We start from the raw sequence: 17,346 nt of genomic DNA on the forward strand, positions 1-17,346 counted from the left end.
GGCCGCAACCGAATATGCTGGGTGCACACCCCGCACTTTTTCGTGCGCCCAAAACTCAGTGAGGTTCAGATGCCTACCGGCAAGGTCAAGTTTTACGACGAGGAGAAGGGTTTCGGCTTCATCACTTCCGATGACGGCCAGGAAGTCTTCCTCCACGCTTCCGCCCTGCCTTCCGGCGTTACCGTCAAGGCCGGCGCGAAGCTCGAATTCGGCATCGCCGATGGCAAGCGCGGTGCTCAGGCGCTCTCGGTGCGGGTGATTGAAGCTCCGCCAAGCCTGTCCAAGATCAACCGCAAACCCGCCGACGACATGGCGATCATCGTCGAAGACCTGGTGAAGCTGCTCGACGGCATCGGCACCAACCTCAAGCGCGGGCGCTACCCCGAGTCGAGCCATAGTAAGAAGATCGCGGCGATGCTGCGCAAGGTCGCCGAGGAACTGGATGCCTGACGTGCCCGACGTCCAGCCGACCGACGCCCAGCCGACCGACGCCCGGCCGACGACGGCGAAACCGACCGACGCCACCCTGCTCGCGGCTGTCGATCTGGCCCGCGCTGCGCTTTTGGAGATCACCGACGAGGACACGATCGGCGAGGTGATCGGGCACCTCGATGAGGGCGAACTCGTGATCTCGCTACTGTTCGACTGCCTGATGACGGGCTATCCGGGCTGGCGCTGGACGGTTTCCCTGGCCCGAGTCGATGAAAACGCCGCGCCGACGGTGCTCGAGACCGAGCTCACCCCCGGCGACGATTCCCTGCTCGCACCCGAGTGGGTGCCGTGGTCGGATCGACTGGTCGAGGAAGACTCGGAGGCGGATGCCGACGATTCAGAATCAGAGAATTACGACGACTCTGACGACGACTCTGACGACGACGACTCAGACGACGACAACGACGATGAGTCCGACGACGACGACGGCGACGGTGACGACGACGACGGTGACGACGACTCGCTTGACGCCCTCGACGGCATCGATTTCGATGAGGCGCTAGCGGCGGCGGAACTGAACCCAGGCGAGACCGGCGAGTCCGAGTCCGACGCCGATCACAGCGCACCACAGCCACCAACCCGGTCCCGCCGCGCTCGCCGCCCCTGACGCCTGCGGCGCCGTGAACTCAACGACGAGTGCGGCGCCGAGGGCCATCAGCCAGAGCAGCGTGCCCACGACCAGTGCCGTGCGGGCATCCGTTCTGGCGGGCAGCGGATCGGGTCGCCGTTCACTGTCTTTTAACCAGAGACGCATGGCCCGATCCTTTCGCCCGCGGTTCGCGCTAGTTGCCGAGGTGGCCGACGACGTATTCGATCGACGCGACGAGCTTCTTGACGTCCTCAGGGTCGATCGCGGTGAAGGTCGCGATACGCAGCTGGTTGCGGCCGAGCTTGCGGTACGGCTCGGTGTCGACAATGCCGTTGGCGCGCAGCGTCTTGCTGATCGCTGACGCATCGATGGCGTCGTCGAAGTCGATCGTGACGACGACCTGCGAACGGTGGGTCGGGTCCGCCACGAACGGGGTCGCGTAATCGACGCCCTCCGCCCAGTCATACAGAACGGATGACGATGCCTGGGTGCGCGCGGACGCCCACGCCAGACCGCCGCTCTGGTTGATCCAGTCGATTTGGTTCTCCATCAGCAGCAGCGTGCTGAGGGCTGGAGTGTTTAGCGTCTGGTTCAGGCGCGAGTTGTCGACGGCGTTCTTGAGGCTGAGGAATTCCGGAATGTAGCGGCCGCTCGCAGCGATACGTTCGACTCGTTCGAGGGCCGCCGGGGAGAACAGGGCGATCCACAGGCCACCGTCGGAGGCGAGGTTTTTCTGCGGGGCGAAGTAATAGACGTCCGCCTGGCTGGCGTCGAAGTCGATGCCGGCGGCGGCGCTCGTTGCATCGATGACGGTGAGGGCGCCGGCATCGCCGGTGACCCGGGTGACCGGGGCCATGACGCCGGTCGAGGTTTCGTTCTGGGGCCAAGCGTAGACGTCGATGCCGCCCTTCACGATGAAGGCGCTGCGCGAACCGGTGTCGGCCTTGATCACGTCGGGGGCGTCGAGCCACGGGGCGGCAGCCGCCTTGGCGAATTTGCCGCCGAACTCGCCGAAGACCAGGTTCTGCGCGCGCTTCTCGATCAGCGAGAACGCTGCGGCGTCCCAGAAGGCGGTCGAGCCGCCATTGCCGAGCACGACTTCATAGCCGTCCGGAATGCTGAACAGCTCGGCGAGGCCGCCACGTACTCGGCCGACGAGGTCCTTCACGGGGGACTGGCGGTGCGAGGTGCCGAGCACTCCCGTGCCGAATCCGAGCAGGTGGTCGAGCTGTTCTCGCCGGATTTTCGATGGGCCGCAGCCGAATCGTCCGTCGAGGGGGAGCAAATCGGTGGGTATGAGAAGGTCGGCCATGGCGTAATTCTAGTTGCCCTCCCACTGGCAGGTAGGCTGGTGACGCTGTGCGGGCCATTGCCGAGGCCGCCAACGAGGCACCCTTCCGTCACCAGATGAGCGGTGCGCGCACGAGCTGAACGAAGGGCTGCGGATGAGCGATCTGATCGACACCACCGAAATGTATCTCCGCACTATCCTCGACCTGGAGGAAGAAGAGATCGTGCCGTTGCGGGCGCGCATATCCGAGCGCCTCGGGCACTCCGGCCCCACGGTCTCTCAGACCGTCGCGCGCATGGAACGGGACGGCCTCGTCGTCGTCTCCGGCGACCGGCACCTGGAATTGACGGTGGCGGGCCGCAGTAAGGCCGTGCACGTGATGCGCAAGCACCGTCTGGCCGAGCGCCTGCTCAGCGACGTGATCGGGCTCGAGTGGGAGTTCGTGCACGATGAGGCCTGTCGCTGGGAGCACGTGATGAGCGAACAGGTGGAACGTAAGATTTTGGAGTTGCTCGGTCACCCCACCGAGTCTCCGTATGGCAATCCGATTCCGGGTCTGGACGAGTTCGGCGAATCGGCGGCCGTGGCGTTCATGGCGGGAGTGACCAACGTGGTGGCGGTGGTGGCGAGTTCACCCGAGCCGGTGACCGCGGTCATCCGTCGTCTGGGGGAACCGGTGCAGTTCGACCCCGAGCTGCTGCTGCAGCTCAAGCAGAGCGGCGTCATGCCCGGCGCCACCGGAGTCTTCTCGGTGGCCGGATCTTACGTTCTAGTACAGGTCGAAGGTTTTGGTGCTGGCCTGGAATTGCCCAGTGAGGTCGCCAGTCACATTTTCGTCAGCACACCGGATGGCTACATCCCGGTCGTTCACTGAGATCCAGCCGGCATCGCTGGTCGACGGATGCCGCCGGTCGCCTCCCGGGCACACGCGTTCCGTTACCAATTCGTTAGAAAAATGGTATTTCAGGGTGACAAATGGGTGTGCTTCTTGTAGCCTCGGGGAGTCCCACAGATCAGAAACGGTCGAAGGACTCTAGTTAGGACGCCTGTTCGCCCCGTCTCTTGACTAGGAACACACCCGCGATTAGCGAAGTGGACGGGACAACAACCTAGTGTTGTCGAGGCGCCGGAGGTTAAAACTTTGGCTGCATTAGGAACGAGAAGGTCCCGCCGCGGGCTGAGCCGAACATCCGATGCCCTGGCAGCAGTGGAATCGGCGGCACACACCCACCGAGCGCTGCCCCGCGCGGCCCCGAAGAAGCGCCGCAGCCGCCTCGGCAATGCCGTCGTCATGACCCTCGCTACCGGCATGATCGCCACGATGGCCCTCCCGGCCTATGCCTTCGCCCCCGGTTCGAACGAAGCCAGCTTTCAGGCCAGTGAATCCTCCGAGATGTCCAAGGCTCAGGCTCAAGCCGTTGAAGTCGACGCGCAGGCAGCGACCGTGAGTGTTGCTCGCGAGGGATTCACCGCCACCACCCCGGAGGAACTTGAAGCTGCCGTTGCTGCTGCCGCGGCCGAAACCCGCCGCATCGAAGTTGCCGCGCAGATGACCTCGTACGCCGCGAGCTACTCCGGCCCGAGCGTCGCCGACTACCTGGCCAACCCGACCTACCCGAATTTTGATCTCGCATCCGTTTTCAATGTGGCCTCGCAGTATCAGGGCGTGCCCTATGTCTATGGCGGCGCCACCCCGGCCGGCTTCGACTGCTCCGGCTTCATCATGTACGTCTATGCGCAGTTCGGTATCAGCCTGCCGCACTCCTCGACGGGCCAGGGTGCAGCCGGAACCAAGATCGCGATCGAGGATGCCGTGCCCGGCGACCTCGTGATCATGGACGGCCACGACGGTTTCTACGCCGGCAACGGCAACATTTTGCACGCGCCCTATACGGGCCAGTCCGTGCGGATCCAGCCCATCTGGACCAGCGACTACTACATCGTACGGATCGGCATCTAAGTTGCCCCCGCGGTGAACACTGGGTAACAGCTCACACCGATGGCGCACACAGGTTTCCCTGTTGCGCCATTTGTGGGTTAACCTAGTGCCCTGATGTAGTTGTAGGTCTTTAGGAGAGCCCATGCATGAGCGACGCACTATCCACACCATGGATGTGCGCGGTCGCGAGTGCTTTCGGCATAGTTGTCAGAGCGAGAAGAGCTGCGTGAGCAGCCGTAAGGCGTTGTCATTGTGACGGCGCCTTTTTTGTACCCTCTCTCGCGCTGTCACGCTCCTGTTCTGTACGCATCGGATGTAGTTCGAATGGCTGGAAGCCGTCCAGCCTCCTTCGAAAGGGAGCGCATGCGCACACTGGTACTCAATGCGGGCTATGAGCCCCTCGCCGTTGTCTCGTTCAAACGAGCACTCATTCTGGTGATGAACCAGAAGGCGACGATCGTGCAGTCCGATCAGAATCACCCCGTTTTCGCGGCGTCGGGCTCGTGGGATCGGCCGAGCGTTATTCTGCTCACGCGGTACGTGCGCATTCCCATGTCGAGACTCGTGCCGGTCAGTCGCCGCGGAGTGTTGCGCCGTGACGATCACCGCTGCTGTTACTGCGGTAAGTCCGCGGCCACGATCGACCATGTGCTGCCGCGCTCGCGCGGTGGCCGCGACACCTGGGACAATCTTGCCGCCTGCTGCCTGCGCTGCAATAACCTCAAGAGCGACCACACACCGGCCGAAATGGGGTGGGAACTGCGCTTCACCCCGCGGATGCCGCAGGGCACGACCTGGGTCGTGCGCGGTATCGAGCGACCGCTGGAGGACTGGGACGCCTATCTGGCACCCGCCGCCTGACGGCACCAAAGCGGATGCGCTGGCGTGCGCCCTTAAGGTACGTCCGAGCGACTGCTGCAGTGCGACTGCTGCAGTGCGACTGCTGCAGTGCGACTGCTGCAGCGGGGCTACTGCAGCGTCCGCGGCACGTGGGGTACTGCGGGCTTTCGCGTCAGCGACGTTGCGCAGGCTAAACTTGCCCGGCCAGCCTCTGTAGCTCAACGGAAGAGCAGTTCCGTCCTAAGGAAACGGTTGGGGGTTCGAATCCCTCCAGGGGCACACCGGTTGACGACCCTGCATCCCTCGCAAAATCTGAGATGCAGGGTTTTTGTGTTTCTCGGGCGCCGGAGGCCAACACCTCGCTGCCACACGTTGCCGTGGAGACGCTCGCGTTGAAGGCCGCTGCGAGTCGCAACTCGCCTATTCGGTGATTGTGCGGAAGGCTGCGAGGGTTTAGGAATCCACGGGGCGTTGCACTTGGATTGGCGAGGTTTCCGTGTCGTGGGCCGCTGCCCTCACGCCGCGCGCGTCATTATGTAGTTCGTCGTAGAGGTGAACGGCCGCCTCTTCCTTCAGACGTGTCCAGGTGGAGTTCGATGCGTGCTTCAAGGTCAAGTACTCCATTCGTCCCCGGATGGCGGGACGTTACCCAGTATCCGCGGCTGCGAGCCGGGAAATGCTGTTGCGACGCTCCCCGAGGTGTCGACCCAGGGGGAGCGGATGCGCAAGCACACTTCATTGAGACTCTGCACGCCACTGCCAGGCCGGACGACCCCCGGCGGGGGTTGTTCACCTGCGCGTTACCGGTGAGTTCTAGACTGGTGTTTTCGCGCCGTGCACCACTGCCACGACCTGATCAAGGAGCAGTGTGAGCGAGCACCAGAGCCAAAGTCACCCGATCGCGTCCGACCGGGGCGGGCGCGGCCAGGAGGTGCTGGCGGCGGGCCACCGGGCCAAGCCGGCCCGCACCCTCGCCGACATTATTGCGGAAACCGCGGCGCAGCATCCGGAGGCTTTGGCCCTGGAAGATGCGGCCGGAACGATCAGCTATCGCGGCCTGCTGCGACGCGTGCAGGCACAGGCGAATGCGCTGAGCCTGGCCGGGGTGCGGCGCGGCGACACCGTGGGAATTCGCATTCCCTCCGGCACCCGCGACCTGTATGTGTCGATCCTGGCCACGCTGCTGGTGGGTGCCGCCTACGTTCCGGTCGACGCGGACGACCCGGAGGAACGCGCCCGGCTGGTCTTCGCCGAAGCCCACGTGGTCGGCATCATCGGGGAGGGCGGCGTGTTTGCGCCTCGCGACGGCCTCGACGTGCAGGCCCTGCGCGCTCGCCGTGTCGGACCGCACGAGGATCCCGCGCTGGTCTTTCCGACCGGCAACATTCCGACGCCCGATGACGATGCCTGGGTCATCTTCACCTCCGGCTCGACCGGCGTGCCCAAGGGCGTCGCCGTCACCCACCGCTCGGCGGCCGCGTTCGTCGACGCCGAGGCCGGACTGTTTCTGCGGGACGAACCGATCGGGACCGGAGACCGCGTGCTGGCCGGGCTCTCTGTGGCCTTCGACGCGAGCTGCGAGGAAATGTGGCTGGCGTGGCGCAATGGCGCCTGCCTGGTTCCCGCCCCGCGCTCGCTCGTGCGCAGCGGCGCCGACCTCGGCCCGTGGCTGATCACCCACGGCATCACCGTCGTCTCGACCGTGCCGACCCTCGCCGCGCTCTGGCCGGAAGAGTCGCTCGAGGCCGTTAGGTTGCTCATCTTCGGCGGTGAGGCCTGCCCGCCCGAACTGGTCGCCCGCATTGCCACCCGCGGACGCGAAGTGTGGAACACCTACGGCCCGACCGAAGCGACCGTCGTGGCCTGCGGCGCCCTCGTCAACGGCATCGGCGAGATGCGCATCGGCCTCCCGCTCGACGGCTGGGACCTCGCCGTCGTCGACGCGGCCGGGCACCGGGTCGCCGAGGGGGAGACCGGCGAGCTCATCATCGGCGGCGTTGGTTTGGCCCGTTACCTCGACGCCGAGAAGGACGCCGAGAAATATGCGCAGCACCCGCAGCTCGGCTGGGATCGCGCCTACCGCAGCGGGGACCTGGTGCGCTTCGAAACGGCGGGCCTTGTCTTTGCCGGGCGCGCCGACGACCAGGTGAAACTCGGTGGCCGCCGCATCGAGCTCGGTGAAGTGGATGCTGCCCTGGGCGCTCTCCCCGGAGTCGCTGGCGGCGCCGCCGTGGTCCAGACCACCCCGGCCGGCAACCACATTCTGGTCGGCTATATCGCCCTCAACGCGGACGCCGCGTTCGATCGGCCGGCTGCGATTGACCGGCTGCGCGAGGAACTCCCAGCCGCACTCGTGCCGCTGCTGGCCATCGTCGACGCGCTGCCGACCCGTATTTCGGGCAAGGTCGATCGGGCTGCATTGCCCTGGCCGTTGCCTCAATCGGCCGATGAGACCGCGGCGCTGTCACCGACGGCCGAGTGGCTGGCCGAGGCGTGGGCATCCATTTTGGGCGTGCCGGTGACCGGCCCCGACGATGATTTTTTCGCCCAGGGCGGCGGTTCGCTCTCAGCCGCGCAATTCGTGTCGGCTGTGCGGGCCCGGCACCCCGAAACCACCGTCGCCGACCTCTACGACCACCCTCGCATCGGCTCCCTGGCCGAGGAACTCGACGCGCGCACTCCCGTGGAAGTCCCAGTCGTGCGCACCGTGCTGCCGACACCGGCGCGCAGCCAGCTCGCCCAGACCCTGCTCGGCATTCCCCTGCACGTGCTCAGCGGCGCCCGCTGGCTGGTCTACCTTGCCATCGCAAACAACCTGCTGAGCCTGGCCGGGGCGACCTTCGCGCCGACGCTGTCCTGGTGGTGGGTGGCGCTCGGTTTTGCGCTGTTCGTGACGCCGCCCGGCAAAATGCTGATCGCGGTGATCGCATCGAGGCTGCTGCTGCGCAACCTGGTGCCGGGTAACTATCCGCGCGGCGGCTCCGTGCACCTGCGGCTGTGGCTCGCCGAGCAGGTGGCGCTGCTCGTTGACGCAGCGAGCCTGGCCGGTGCCCCCTGGATCAGCTATTACGCCCGGGCGTTGGGCGCAGAGATCGGCCGCGACGTCGACCTGCACTCGCTGCCACCGGTCACCGGTCTGCTCACCATCGGCGCCCAGGCCTCGATCGAGCCCGAGGTCGACCTGGCCGGCCATTGGATCGACGGCGACGTGCTGCGGATCGGCCACCTGCACGTCGGTGCCGACGTCCGAATCGGCTCGCGCAGCACCCTGCTCGGCGGGGCCCACGTCGGGAACGGCGCGGAGATCGAACCCGGCGCTGCAGTTTCGTCCCGCGTGCCACCGGGGGAGCGCTGGGCTGGTTCCCCGGCCCGCCGGGCGGGGTCGGCAAGGCGTCCGTGGCCGGCCGAGCGGCCGGCAAGGGCCAGCCGGTGGCTCGGCGCGTTCGCCACCGGGTCCGTCGCGATGACGGCCATTCCCACGCTGGCCCTCGCGCTGGGCGCCGTCATCGTCGGCGGTGCCGTCGGCGACGCCGGCAGTCTCGGTGTCGCCGCGCTGCGGGCAGCGCTGATCATGCCGGTCGCGGTTCTGGCCGGTGGACTCGCCTACGCCCTGCTCGTGATCGCCTTCGTGCGAGCCCTCGGTATCGGGCTGCGCGAGGGCTACTATCCGGTGCGCAGCCGCATCGGCTGGCAGGTCTGGATGACCGAACGTATCCTGGACGGCGCTCGCAACGTGCTGTTTCCGGTCTACGCGAGCCTGCTCACCCCGACCTGGCTGCGCCTGCTCGGCGCCAAGGTGGGCGCCGACGTCGAGGCGTCAACCGTGCTGCTGCTGCCCTCGCTGACGACGATCGCTCCGGCCGCTTTTCTCGCCGACGACACCATGGTCGCCTGCTACGAACTCGGCGGCGGCTGGATGCACATTGGCCCGGCCAAGATCGGCCGCAAGGCTTTTCTGGGCAACAGCGGCATGGCCGGCCCCGGTCGTACCGTGCCGCGCAACGGGCTCGTCGCTGTGCTCTCCTCGACGCCGCGCAAGGCCAAGCGCGGCTCCAGCTGGCTCGGCAACCCGCCGGCCCGCCTGCGGCGCAGGCAAACGGATGCCGACGACTCGCGAACGTTCCACCCTCCCGTACGCCTGAAAGTCGCCCGGTCACTCTGGGAACTGCTGCGCATCGTGGCCGGCGTCACCGCCGCGTGGATCGCGCTGCTCGTACTCGCCCTGCTCGACCTGGTCTGGCTCAGGCTCGGACTTGGCGCGGCCATCGCCCTGTCCGGCGTGGTCATGCTCGTGGCCGGCGCGGTCGCCGCCGGGGTCACGACGGTGGTCAAGTGGACGCTTGTCGGGCGGATCGACGCGTCGGAGCATCCGCTTTGGTCATCGTTCATCTGGCGCAACGAGGTGTCGGACAGTTTCGTGGAGATGGTGGCTCGCCCGTGGTTCGCCGAGAAAGCATCGGGCACGCCGGCGCTCGCCGTGTGGCTGCGCACCCTCGGCGCCACGGTGGGGCGCGGTGTCTGGTGCGAAACGTATTGGCTGCCCGAAGCCGATCTCGTGCGACTCGGTGCCGGCAGCACGGTGAACCGCGGCTGCGTCGTGCAGACCCACCTGTTTCACGATCGGATCATGCAGCTTGACGCGGTCGAACTCGCCGAGGGTGCCACCCTGGGCCCGAACGGTGTCATTCTGCCAGCGGCGTCAATCGATGCCGGAGCGACCGTCGGCCCCGGCTCGCTCGTGATGCGCGGCGAACGCGTGCCGACCGGGTCGCTCTGGTCCGGCAACCCGATCACGCCGTGGCACCAGCCGCCGTGGTCGAGCGTGGAATAGTTGACTGATGGGCCAGACTCTGCAGACCACTCACGGTGCCGCCAGCGCCGGCGACCCCTATATTCCCACCTCCGGCAACGGCGGCTACAGCGCCGAGCACTATGAGCTGACCCTCGATTACCGAGTGGCCACCAACCGGCTGAACGCCACCGCGATCATCACCGCGCGGGCGCTGATGCGGCTGGACCGATTCAGTCTCGATTTCGCCGGCCTCAGCATGGAAAAAGTCACAGTGAACCGCGCGCGGCCGGCGAAGGTGACGCACACGGCCCGCAAACTCGTGATCACGCTCGCCACACCGGTGGAAGCCGGGGCCCTGTTTGAGGTCGTGGTGCGTTATCGCGGGGCGCCGCATCCGGTGCGCAGCAATTGGGGTGATGTCGGCTGGGAAGAACTCGACGACGGCGTACTCGTCTCCGGGCAGCCCTGCGGGGCCCCCTCCTGGTTTCCGTGCAACGACCATCCGAGCAACAAGGCCACCTTTCGCATCACCGTCGGCTGTGAATCCGGATACACCGTGGTGTCCAACGGGGCGCTGTCGGCACAGTCGAGTCGCTCTGGGCGCACCAGCTGGACCTTCGACGTGCGGGAGCCAATGGCCACCTACCTCGCGACCGTGCTGATCGGTCGGTACCGCCGCCGCGACCTCGCCGCCCGGCCGGTCGCGCACAGCCTGTACTTTCCGGCTGAACTGGCCACCCGGGTCGGCACCGACTTCGCCCGCCTCACCGAGATGATCGCGTTCTTCGCCGACCGATTCGGGCCGTATCCGTTCGCGTCATACTCCGTCGTCGTCACCGAGGACGAGCTGGAGATTCCGCTCGAGGCGCACGGCCTGGCCGTGTTCGGCAGCAACCACGTCGACGGCAACCACGGCGAAGACCGGCTGATCGCCCACGAACTGGCGCACCAGTGGTACGGCAACAGCCTCACCGTGGCCCGCTGGCAGGACATCTGGCTGCAGGAGGGTTTCGCCTGCTACGCCGAATGGCTCTGGGAGGAGGAACGCGGCGGTCGCACCGCCGACGTTCTGGCCGCCCTGCACCGCGGCAAGGTCGCTGCGCTGCCCCACGACATCGTCGTCGGAGACCCGGGCCCGCACGCCATGTTCGACGACCGCGTTTACAAACGGGGAGCGCTCGCCCTGCACGCCATTCGCAAGTCGCTCGGCGACGAGGCCTTCTTTTCAGCCCTGCGCGCATACACGTCGGCCCGGCGGCACGGGTATGTCTCCACCGATGACTTCATCGAGTTCTTTGCCGAGCACACCGGCAGTCGGGCGATCGGCGGGTTCGTGGCTCGCTGGGTGCAAGAGCGGCCCCTGCCAAGCCTCTAGCTGCGCTGGGTGCGGTAGCGGGCTCTGCCGAGCCGATAGCCGCGCTGGGCGGGTGGCCCGGCTCGTGCGCTCCGCTGGAGTCGTGCCAGTGCGCGGGGTGGTGAGTGGCCTCGGGGTCGCGCGTATCGCGGGTGTTGCGCCGCTGCGCGGGAGTTGGGCCTCCCGCGCAGCGGCGCAAGTCCCGCGCAGCATGAAATGGATGCCGGCGGCGGCGCCTGTGGGCACCAGCAACAGGCATCCGTTACGCTGCGCCTCACGTTTGGGGGAGCAGCACGATCCGGGGCGCTTCCGGGCCGAGGGTGGCCACCGTGCCGACCAGGCCTGGGCCGGCGTCGAAGCCCGCCAGGTGCAGGTCGGCCAGATCGAGGGAAGCGCCCGGCCAACTCAGCAGCTGCCACCGCGGCTCCATCACGAGAACGGATGCCGCCGCTTTCGGGTATACAACGGTCAGCTCCCGCGGGTCCACCGTCAGCCCCGCCCCGGACAGCTTGAGCACCGCTTCCTTCGCCGTCCAGAGCGTCGCGCGCACCCGGTCGCGTGCCGCCATCGGCACCGCCCACAGGGCTTCTTGCTCGGTCCCGTTGAACGCGACGTCGTCGAACCCGGCCCGGCCGACCGCGCTGACGCTCTCGATATCGACACCGATCGGCCCGGCCAGCGACACGGCGACGGCGACGGTCGAGGCGGCGCGGCTCAGGCTCACGAAGGTGCCCGGGGGCCGCAGCACGCGGGGTTTCCCGTGTGCGCCACCGCAGCGCTCGCAGCGCTGCGCGATGGTGACCTCGGTGAGCTCAACCCGGCAGACCCGGGCGACGGCCTCGGCCAGGTGCAGACGGTCGGTCTCAGGGAGCGGCGCCCGCGGAGCCAGGAAGAGGGAGACATCCGTTTGCGTCACTCTGCAACCGTACGCGGTGGCAAACTAGGAGCGAACAAGGAGAGCCCATGGCCCTGGTGGACAACGCGGTTTACGTGGACGGGCATCGGGTTTCGACACCGCCCAGCCTCGACGAGACCTTCGAGGTCATGAAGGAGCATAAGGGCTTCGCCTGGATCGGACTGTACCGGCCGAGCGAGGAGGAAGTGCGGGCCGTCGCCACCGAGTTCAGCCTGCACCACCTGGCCATTGAGGATGCTTTCAAGGGCCATCAGCGGTCGAAGATCGAGCGGTTCGGCGATATTTTGTTCGTGGTGCTGCGCCCCGCTCGCTATATGGACGACGAGGAACGCGTTGAATTCGGTGAGCTGCACGTCTTCGTCGGCCCGGACTTCGTCGTCACCATCCGTCACGCGGAATCGCCCGACCTCGCCCAGGTGCGCCAGCGGATGGAGCAGGCACCGCACCTGCTCGCCCTCGGCCCGGAAGCCGTGCTGTATGCGATTCTTGACCAGGTCGTCGACGAGTACGGGCCGGTCGTGGCCGGCCTCGAAAATGACATCGATGAGATCGAAGACCAACTTTTCGACGGTGACCCCGAGGTCAGCCGACGCATCTACGCCCTGTCCCGCGAAGTGATCGAGTTTCAACGAGCCACCCAACCGCTCGTGGGTATGTTTGAGGCCATGCAGCGTGGCTTCGACAAATACAACGTCGACCTGGAACTGCACCGGCACCTGCGCGATGTGCTCGACCATACCCTGCGCATCGTTGAACGCGGCGACGCCTTTCGGCAGCTGCTGCAAAACGCGCTGACCGTGCACAGCACCCTCGTGGGACAGGCCCAGAACGACGAAATGCGGCACCTGTCGGAGACCAGCCTGGCGCAGAGCGAAGAGGTCAAGAAAATTTCCAGCTGGGCGGCGATCCTGTTCGCGCCGACCCTGGTCGGAACCATCTACGGCATGAACTTCGACCACATGCCCGAACTACATTGGACCCTGGGCTACCCGTTCGCGCTCGCCCTGATGCTCGCGATGGGATGCGCCCTGTACATCGTCTTCAAGCGTCGGGACTGGCTGTAAGGGCCAAATCACGCGAAACCCCGGCCGCCTCAAACAAAAACAGTAGTTTCGCAATTAGGGTATCCCTGTGTGGCACCTCGATAGAAAACAAGACGACGACGACGTGCTTTCCAAGTACCTGGACGTCGTCCCCATCGACCCGCAAAACGTGACCAGTCCCCACAACCTCAGTCTGGGCGATCCGGCGTTCACTGCCGGTAACATCGCCGAGCCGGTCTGGCAGCGCTGGCGCGATGAACTCGCCGCGCTCGGCGGGCGCTCCCCGCTGCTGCACTTCACCGACGAAGCCCGCACCCGCATCGAGCTCAGCGCCACCCATCCCGGGGGCCTGCCGCAGTTCATCATCGGCAAGACCACCCTGCTGTCCAACCTCATTCGCGATGAACTCGCGCTCCGCAACGCCCGGTTGGCCGCGAACGAGATCACCCAGAAGGGCATCGAACTGCGCTCGATGCGCGGCATCGAGTCGGTCAACCTCGCCATCGGCCTCGCCGAGTGGCGTTACCAGGACGTCGAGTACAGTGCCCCGGTACTGCTGCGCCCGCTTGCGATCCGCCGCTACGGCCGTGACTACGAGCTCAAGCTCAAGGGCCAGCCCTTTCTCAACCCCGAACTGGCCCGCGCGCTGAAGGACCAGTTTCAGATCGTGCTCGACGCCGACGCTTTTGTGGCGCTCGCCGTCACGAACGGTGCGTTCAAACCGCAGCCGGTCATCGACCGCCTGCGCGGCCTGACCTCCCATCTGCCCTGGTTCAACGTCGTGCCCCGGCTCGTCGTTTCGAGTTTCGCCTCCTGCGGCCAAGCACTCGCCGCCGACGCCTCGAACCTCGACCACCCGCTGCTCGACGCCGTCGCCGGCAATATGACCGCCAAGCGCAATATCGGGTCCGCCTACAACCCGGTGGTGCCGATCGGCCAGGATGCCCGTCCGCCCGCCACCGACACGCTGCTCGGCGACGCAGACCCCGAGCAGGAGAATGTCGTCGCGCAGATCGCGGCGGGAAACTCTCTGGTCGTGAAGACCCTGCCCGGAACCGGCGGCACCCAGACCATCGTCAACGCGATCGGCTCGCTCGTCGCCCAGCATAAGCGCGTGCTCGTGGTCAGCGCCCGCCGCTCCAGCCTCGACGGAATCGCCGGTCGCCTGGTGCAGGTGGGCCTGCCCGGCATCGCCGTGACTCCGCGCTCGCTGCGCCGCGACCTGATCCAGTCGATCACACGCAACGAGAAGGCCACCCAGCCGCGGGTCGGCGACGTGGACGATGCCCTGGTGCGCTTGCGCAAGGTGCTGCTCGACTACCGCGCGGCGCTCACCCGCCGCGATTCGGCGCTCGGCGTCTCTGTCCTCGATGCCCTGGGTGAGCTCGCGCGCCTCGCGCAGCTGCCGCAGCCGCCGTCGACGACGGCCCGGCTCGACCGGCACGCTCTCGAGCTGCTCGCTCACTCCCGATCCGCCGCCGCCAATACGTTGATCAAAGCCGCTATCCTCGGCGAGTTTCGGTACGGCCCCGGCGACTCACCCTGGTACGGCGCTTCCTTCACCTCCTCAGCGGATGCCTCCAACTCGCATCAACTCGCCAAGCGCATCAACCAGGTTGAACTGCCGCGGTTGCTTGAACGCGCCAACGGTCTGATCGGCCAGACCCGGCTGCGCCCGTTCGAGACGATCAACGAACTCGGCATCTACCTACGCCTGCTGCTCGATATTCGAGAAACGCTCGACAAGTTCCAGCCGGGCGTCTACGACCGCTCGCTGATCGAGCTGATCGCCGCCACGTCGTCGCGGCGTGAATCCTCCGAGATGAGCTCGGCCAGCCGGCGCCGATTGCGCAAGCTCGCCGAGGAGTACCAGCGCCCCGGCGTGCGGGTCAGCGATATGAACGAGAGCCTGCGCCGCATCCAGGACCAGCGCACGCTCTGGCAGCGCTACGCCGCCGCGGGAGTCACGCCCGAGGTACCGGTCGGCATCAACGACGTGCACGTCGCTTTTCAGCGCGTCTCCGAAGACCTCGGCCTGCTCGACGTTCCCCTCGGCACCGTCGGCACGCCGCGCACCCTCGCCGGGCGTCAGCTCGGTGAACTGGTGTCGATGATCTCCGGCCTCGCCGCCGAGAGTGAGGTGCTCGCCAACCTGCACGAGCGCACCGCGCTGCTCGCAACGCTGCGCGAGCACAACCTCGACCCGCTGATGACCGACCTGTCCCAGCGGCACGTGTCTGAGGAGAACGTCGCTGTCGAGCTCGAACTCGCCTGGTGGCAGTCCGTGCTCGAGATTATGCTGGCGAGCGACCGAGCCCTTCTCAACGCGAACACGCAGGTACTGGACCGCCTCGAGGCCGATTTCAAACTCGTCGACGAGGCGCACGCATCCGCTTCGGGCAAGCTGCTGGCTTGGCTACTGGCCGAAACCTGGAAGATCGGCGTCGTCGACTTTCCCGAGGAAGCCGATCAGCTGCGCCGCCTGCTGCGCGCCGACCGGGCCACGCCAGCCCGGCTCAACGAGGTCGCCCCGCACCTCGGGAGGGTGCTCGCGCCGGTCTGGCTCGCCTCGCCGTACGAGATCGCCGACATCAGCGACCAGATCACCTTTGACACAGTGCTACTCGTCGATGCCGGAGCGACGACCCTCGCCGAAAACGTCGGCGCGATTCGCCGCGGACGCCAGATTGTCGCGTTCGGTGACCCGGTCACCCAGACGCCGTCAGTATTCGAGACCGGAATTTCGGCCTCGGGGGAGGCCGCGCCGACGCCCGATGTCTCGGTCGATGCCCTGCACGCCGACTCAGCGCTGGCCCGCCTCGGCGAACTGCTGCCGACCCTGACCCTCACCCGCAGCTATCGGGCCGGCGGCGAAGACCTCGCCGAACTGGTCAACCACCGCTTCTACGGTGGCCGTATCGACTCGCTGCCCTGGGCCGGAAGCTTTCTCGGCCACGGCAGCTTGACCATTAACTATGTTGCCGGTGGCCGTGGCATGCCCGACGCCGACAGCGGTGCCATCGAGAGCGTGGACGCTGAGGTCGTGAAGGTTGTCGACCTCGTGCTCGACCACGCATCGAAGCGCGCGCGCGAATCGCTCATGGTGATCACCGCGAGCACCCGGCACGCCGTTCGCGTTCAGCAGGCGGTGCTGGCCGCGTTCGCGAAGCGCACCGACCTGTCCGACTTCATCCTGAAGGATCGCAGCGAACCGTTCACCGTGCTCACCCTCGAGCAGGCCGTGGCGCAGAGCCGGGACCGGGTAATCTTCTCGATCGGCTACGGCCGCACCCCGCACGGGCGTCTGCTGTCGAACTTCGGTTCGCTCGGCGAACCCGGTGGCGAACGCCTGCTCGCGATCGGCATGACCCGGGCCCGCCGCGCGCTCGACATCGTGTCCTGCTTTCGCCCGGCTGACATCGACGAGGATCGTCAGCGCTATGGCATCCTCGCGTTGTCCCAGGTGCTCAGTGAGACCGAGGCCCGCCGCGACGAGGTGCAGGTTCCAGACGCGAGCGAGGCCATGCTCGTCGACCTCGGCGGCCGCCTCGAAAAGCTCGGCCTCAGCGTGCGTCTCGGGCACCGCGGCAAGCTCGCCCTGGCCGCCTCCTACGGCACGCGCGCCATCGTGGTTGAAACGGATGCCGTGGTCGGCCGCGCGAGTCTGCGCGAGTCCCTGCGCCTGCGTCCCGAAGTGCTGCGCCGCCTCGGCTGGCATTACCTGCGCGTGCACAGCTTCGAATTGTTCAGTAACCCAGACGCCGTGGCGGCGCGCGTCGCCGCCATCGCCGGTGTTCCTCAAACGGATGCCCCGCCCTTTGCGTCCGGCGACGCCTCCACGATCGCGCCGAAGCGGCCGGGCGCGTGAGCGCTCGGGACGATGCGCCGCGTCTAGGTACCGAGCGTCAGCCGATCGTGAAGGCCGCGGGCACGGCTCGGCGCGCCCGTCTGCTGCCGGCACCGGACACCGACCCGAACCCGCATCCGCCGGTGTTACGGGAAGAGGGCGGCGTCGCGCACACCGGAAGCGCACCCAGCGCGAACGAGGCACAGTTGCTGCAGGATCGACCGCCGCACTGGTAGTTGTGGG

12 protein-coding genes and 1 tRNA gene are annotated in these 17,346 nt (G+C 66.9%); 11 read left to right on the top strand and 2 right to left on the bottom strand.

The window, feature by feature from the left end; all coding sequences use genetic code 11:
• The first annotated feature begins 69 nt into the window (after window positions 1–69).
• Both E3T41_RS12115 and E3T41_RS12120 read left to right on the top strand, forming a co-directional pair.
• Window positions 70–450 carry a cold-shock protein gene (locus tag E3T41_RS12115; RefSeq protein ID WP_092451191.1) on the top strand — a complete coding sequence of 127 codons (381 nt, stop codon included), beginning with the start codon at window positions 70–72 and terminating at the stop codon, window positions 448–450.
• Window positions 443–1,099 (top strand): DUF3027 domain-containing protein, encoded by a 657-nt coding sequence (locus E3T41_RS12120; protein WP_134478775.1) that lies wholly within the window; start codon window positions 443–445, stop codon window positions 1,097–1,099. The genes E3T41_RS12115 and E3T41_RS12120 overlap by 8 nt, the downstream gene beginning before the upstream one ends.
• Window positions 1,100–1,274: 175 nt before the next feature.
• Here the strand turns inward: E3T41_RS12120 and serC are convergent, their stop codons facing one another.
• The gene (serC, locus tag E3T41_RS12130; protein ID WP_092451058.1) at window positions 1,275–2,393 is read right to left on the bottom strand and encodes a phosphoserine transaminase; all 1,119 of its coding nucleotides are present in this window, start codon (window positions 2,391–2,393) and stop codon (window positions 1,275–1,277) included.
• 133 nt (window positions 2,394–2,526) lie between these two features.
• Here serC and E3T41_RS12135 point away from each other — a divergent pair, with 133 nt between their 5' ends.
• The 6 genes from E3T41_RS12135 (at window position 2,527) to E3T41_RS12160 (ending at window position 11,318) form a co-directional block, all read left to right on the top strand.
• A complete protein-coding gene (locus E3T41_RS12135; RefSeq protein WP_092451056.1) occupies window positions 2,527–3,246 on the top strand; it encodes a metal-dependent transcriptional regulator in 720 nt (239 codons plus the stop codon).
• A gap of 267 nt (window positions 3,247–3,513) precedes the next feature.
• Window positions 3,514–4,332, top strand: a complete 819-nt coding sequence (locus E3T41_RS12140; RefSeq protein WP_241991153.1) for a C40 family peptidase — start codon at window positions 3,514–3,516, stop codon at window positions 4,330–4,332.
• Window positions 4,333–4,674: 342 nt separating this feature from the next.
• Complete coding sequence (locus E3T41_RS12145) at window positions 4,675–5,172, top strand: HNH endonuclease (protein ID WP_092451054.1); 498 nt, start codon at window positions 4,675–4,677, stop codon at window positions 5,170–5,172.
• 186 nt (window positions 5,173–5,358) lie between these two features.
• A tRNA-Arg gene (locus E3T41_RS12150) sits at window positions 5,359–5,430 on the top strand.
• Between the two features lie 652 nt (window positions 5,431–6,082).
• Window positions 6,083–9,982: a Pls/PosA family non-ribosomal peptide synthetase gene (locus E3T41_RS12155; protein ID WP_241991158.1), complete on the top strand. Its 3,900-nt coding sequence runs from the start codon at window positions 6,083–6,085 to the stop codon at window positions 9,980–9,982.
• A 7-nt stretch (window positions 9,983–9,989) separates the two neighbouring features.
• Entirely contained in the window at window positions 9,990–11,318 is a 1,329-nt protein-coding gene (locus tag E3T41_RS12160; protein ID WP_134478777.1) for a M1 family metallopeptidase, read from the top strand.
• Between the two features lie 253 nt (window positions 11,319–11,571).
• Here E3T41_RS12160 and E3T41_RS12165 read toward each other — a convergent pair whose 3' ends face one another.
• Window positions 11,572–12,213: a 4'-phosphopantetheinyl transferase superfamily protein gene (locus E3T41_RS12165; RefSeq protein WP_134478779.1), complete on the bottom strand. Its 642-nt coding sequence runs from the start codon at window positions 12,211–12,213 to the stop codon at window positions 11,572–11,574.
• 47 nt (window positions 12,214–12,260) lie between these two features.
• Here E3T41_RS12165 and E3T41_RS12170 point away from each other — a divergent pair, with 47 nt between their 5' ends.
• From E3T41_RS12170 to E3T41_RS12180, 3 genes are all read left to right on the top strand, one after another.
• The gene (locus tag E3T41_RS12170; protein WP_134443793.1) at window positions 12,261–13,277 is read left to right on the top strand and encodes a magnesium and cobalt transport protein CorA; all 1,017 of its coding nucleotides are present in this window, start codon (window positions 12,261–12,263) and stop codon (window positions 13,275–13,277) included.
• 67 nt (window positions 13,278–13,344) lie between these two features.
• Window positions 13,345–17,124 carry an ATP-binding protein gene (locus tag E3T41_RS12175; RefSeq protein ID WP_134478781.1) on the top strand — a complete coding sequence of 1,260 codons (3,780 nt, stop codon included), beginning with the start codon at window positions 13,345–13,347 and terminating at the stop codon, window positions 17,122–17,124.
• Window positions 17,121–17,339, top strand: coding sequence for a hypothetical protein (locus E3T41_RS12180; RefSeq protein WP_134478783.1), 219 nt, complete (start codon window positions 17,121–17,123; stop codon window positions 17,337–17,339). The genes E3T41_RS12175 and E3T41_RS12180 overlap by 4 nt, the downstream gene beginning before the upstream one ends.
• Window positions 17,340–17,346: the final 7 nt, after the last annotated feature.

The organism is Cryobacterium sp. Hh38 (assembly GCF_004403235.1).
Taxonomy (GTDB): domain Bacteria; phylum Actinomycetota; class Actinomycetes; order Actinomycetales; family Microbacteriaceae; genus Cryobacterium; species Cryobacterium levicorallinum.

Coding starts and splice junctions, on each gene's coding strand:
- E3T41_RS12160 (WP_134478777.1), top strand. CDS start 9,990: ATGGGCCAGACTCTGCAGACCACTCACGGTGCCGCCAGCGCCGGCGAC.
- E3T41_RS12145 (WP_092451054.1), top strand. CDS start 4,675: ATGCGCACACTGGTACTCAATGCGGGCTATGAGCCCCTCGCCGTTGTC.
- serC (WP_092451058.1), bottom strand. CDS start 2,393: ATGGCCGACCTTCTCATACCCACCGATTTGCTCCCCCTCGACGGACGA.
- E3T41_RS12120 (WP_134478775.1), top strand. CDS start 443: ATGCCTGACGTGCCCGACGTCCAGCCGACCGACGCCCAGCCGACCGAC.
- E3T41_RS12115 (WP_092451191.1), top strand. CDS start 70: ATGCCTACCGGCAAGGTCAAGTTTTACGACGAGGAGAAGGGTTTCGGC.
- E3T41_RS12135 (WP_092451056.1), top strand. CDS start 2,527: ATGAGCGATCTGATCGACACCACCGAAATGTATCTCCGCACTATCCTC.
- E3T41_RS12170 (WP_134443793.1), top strand. CDS start 12,261: ATGGCCCTGGTGGACAACGCGGTTTACGTGGACGGGCATCGGGTTTCG.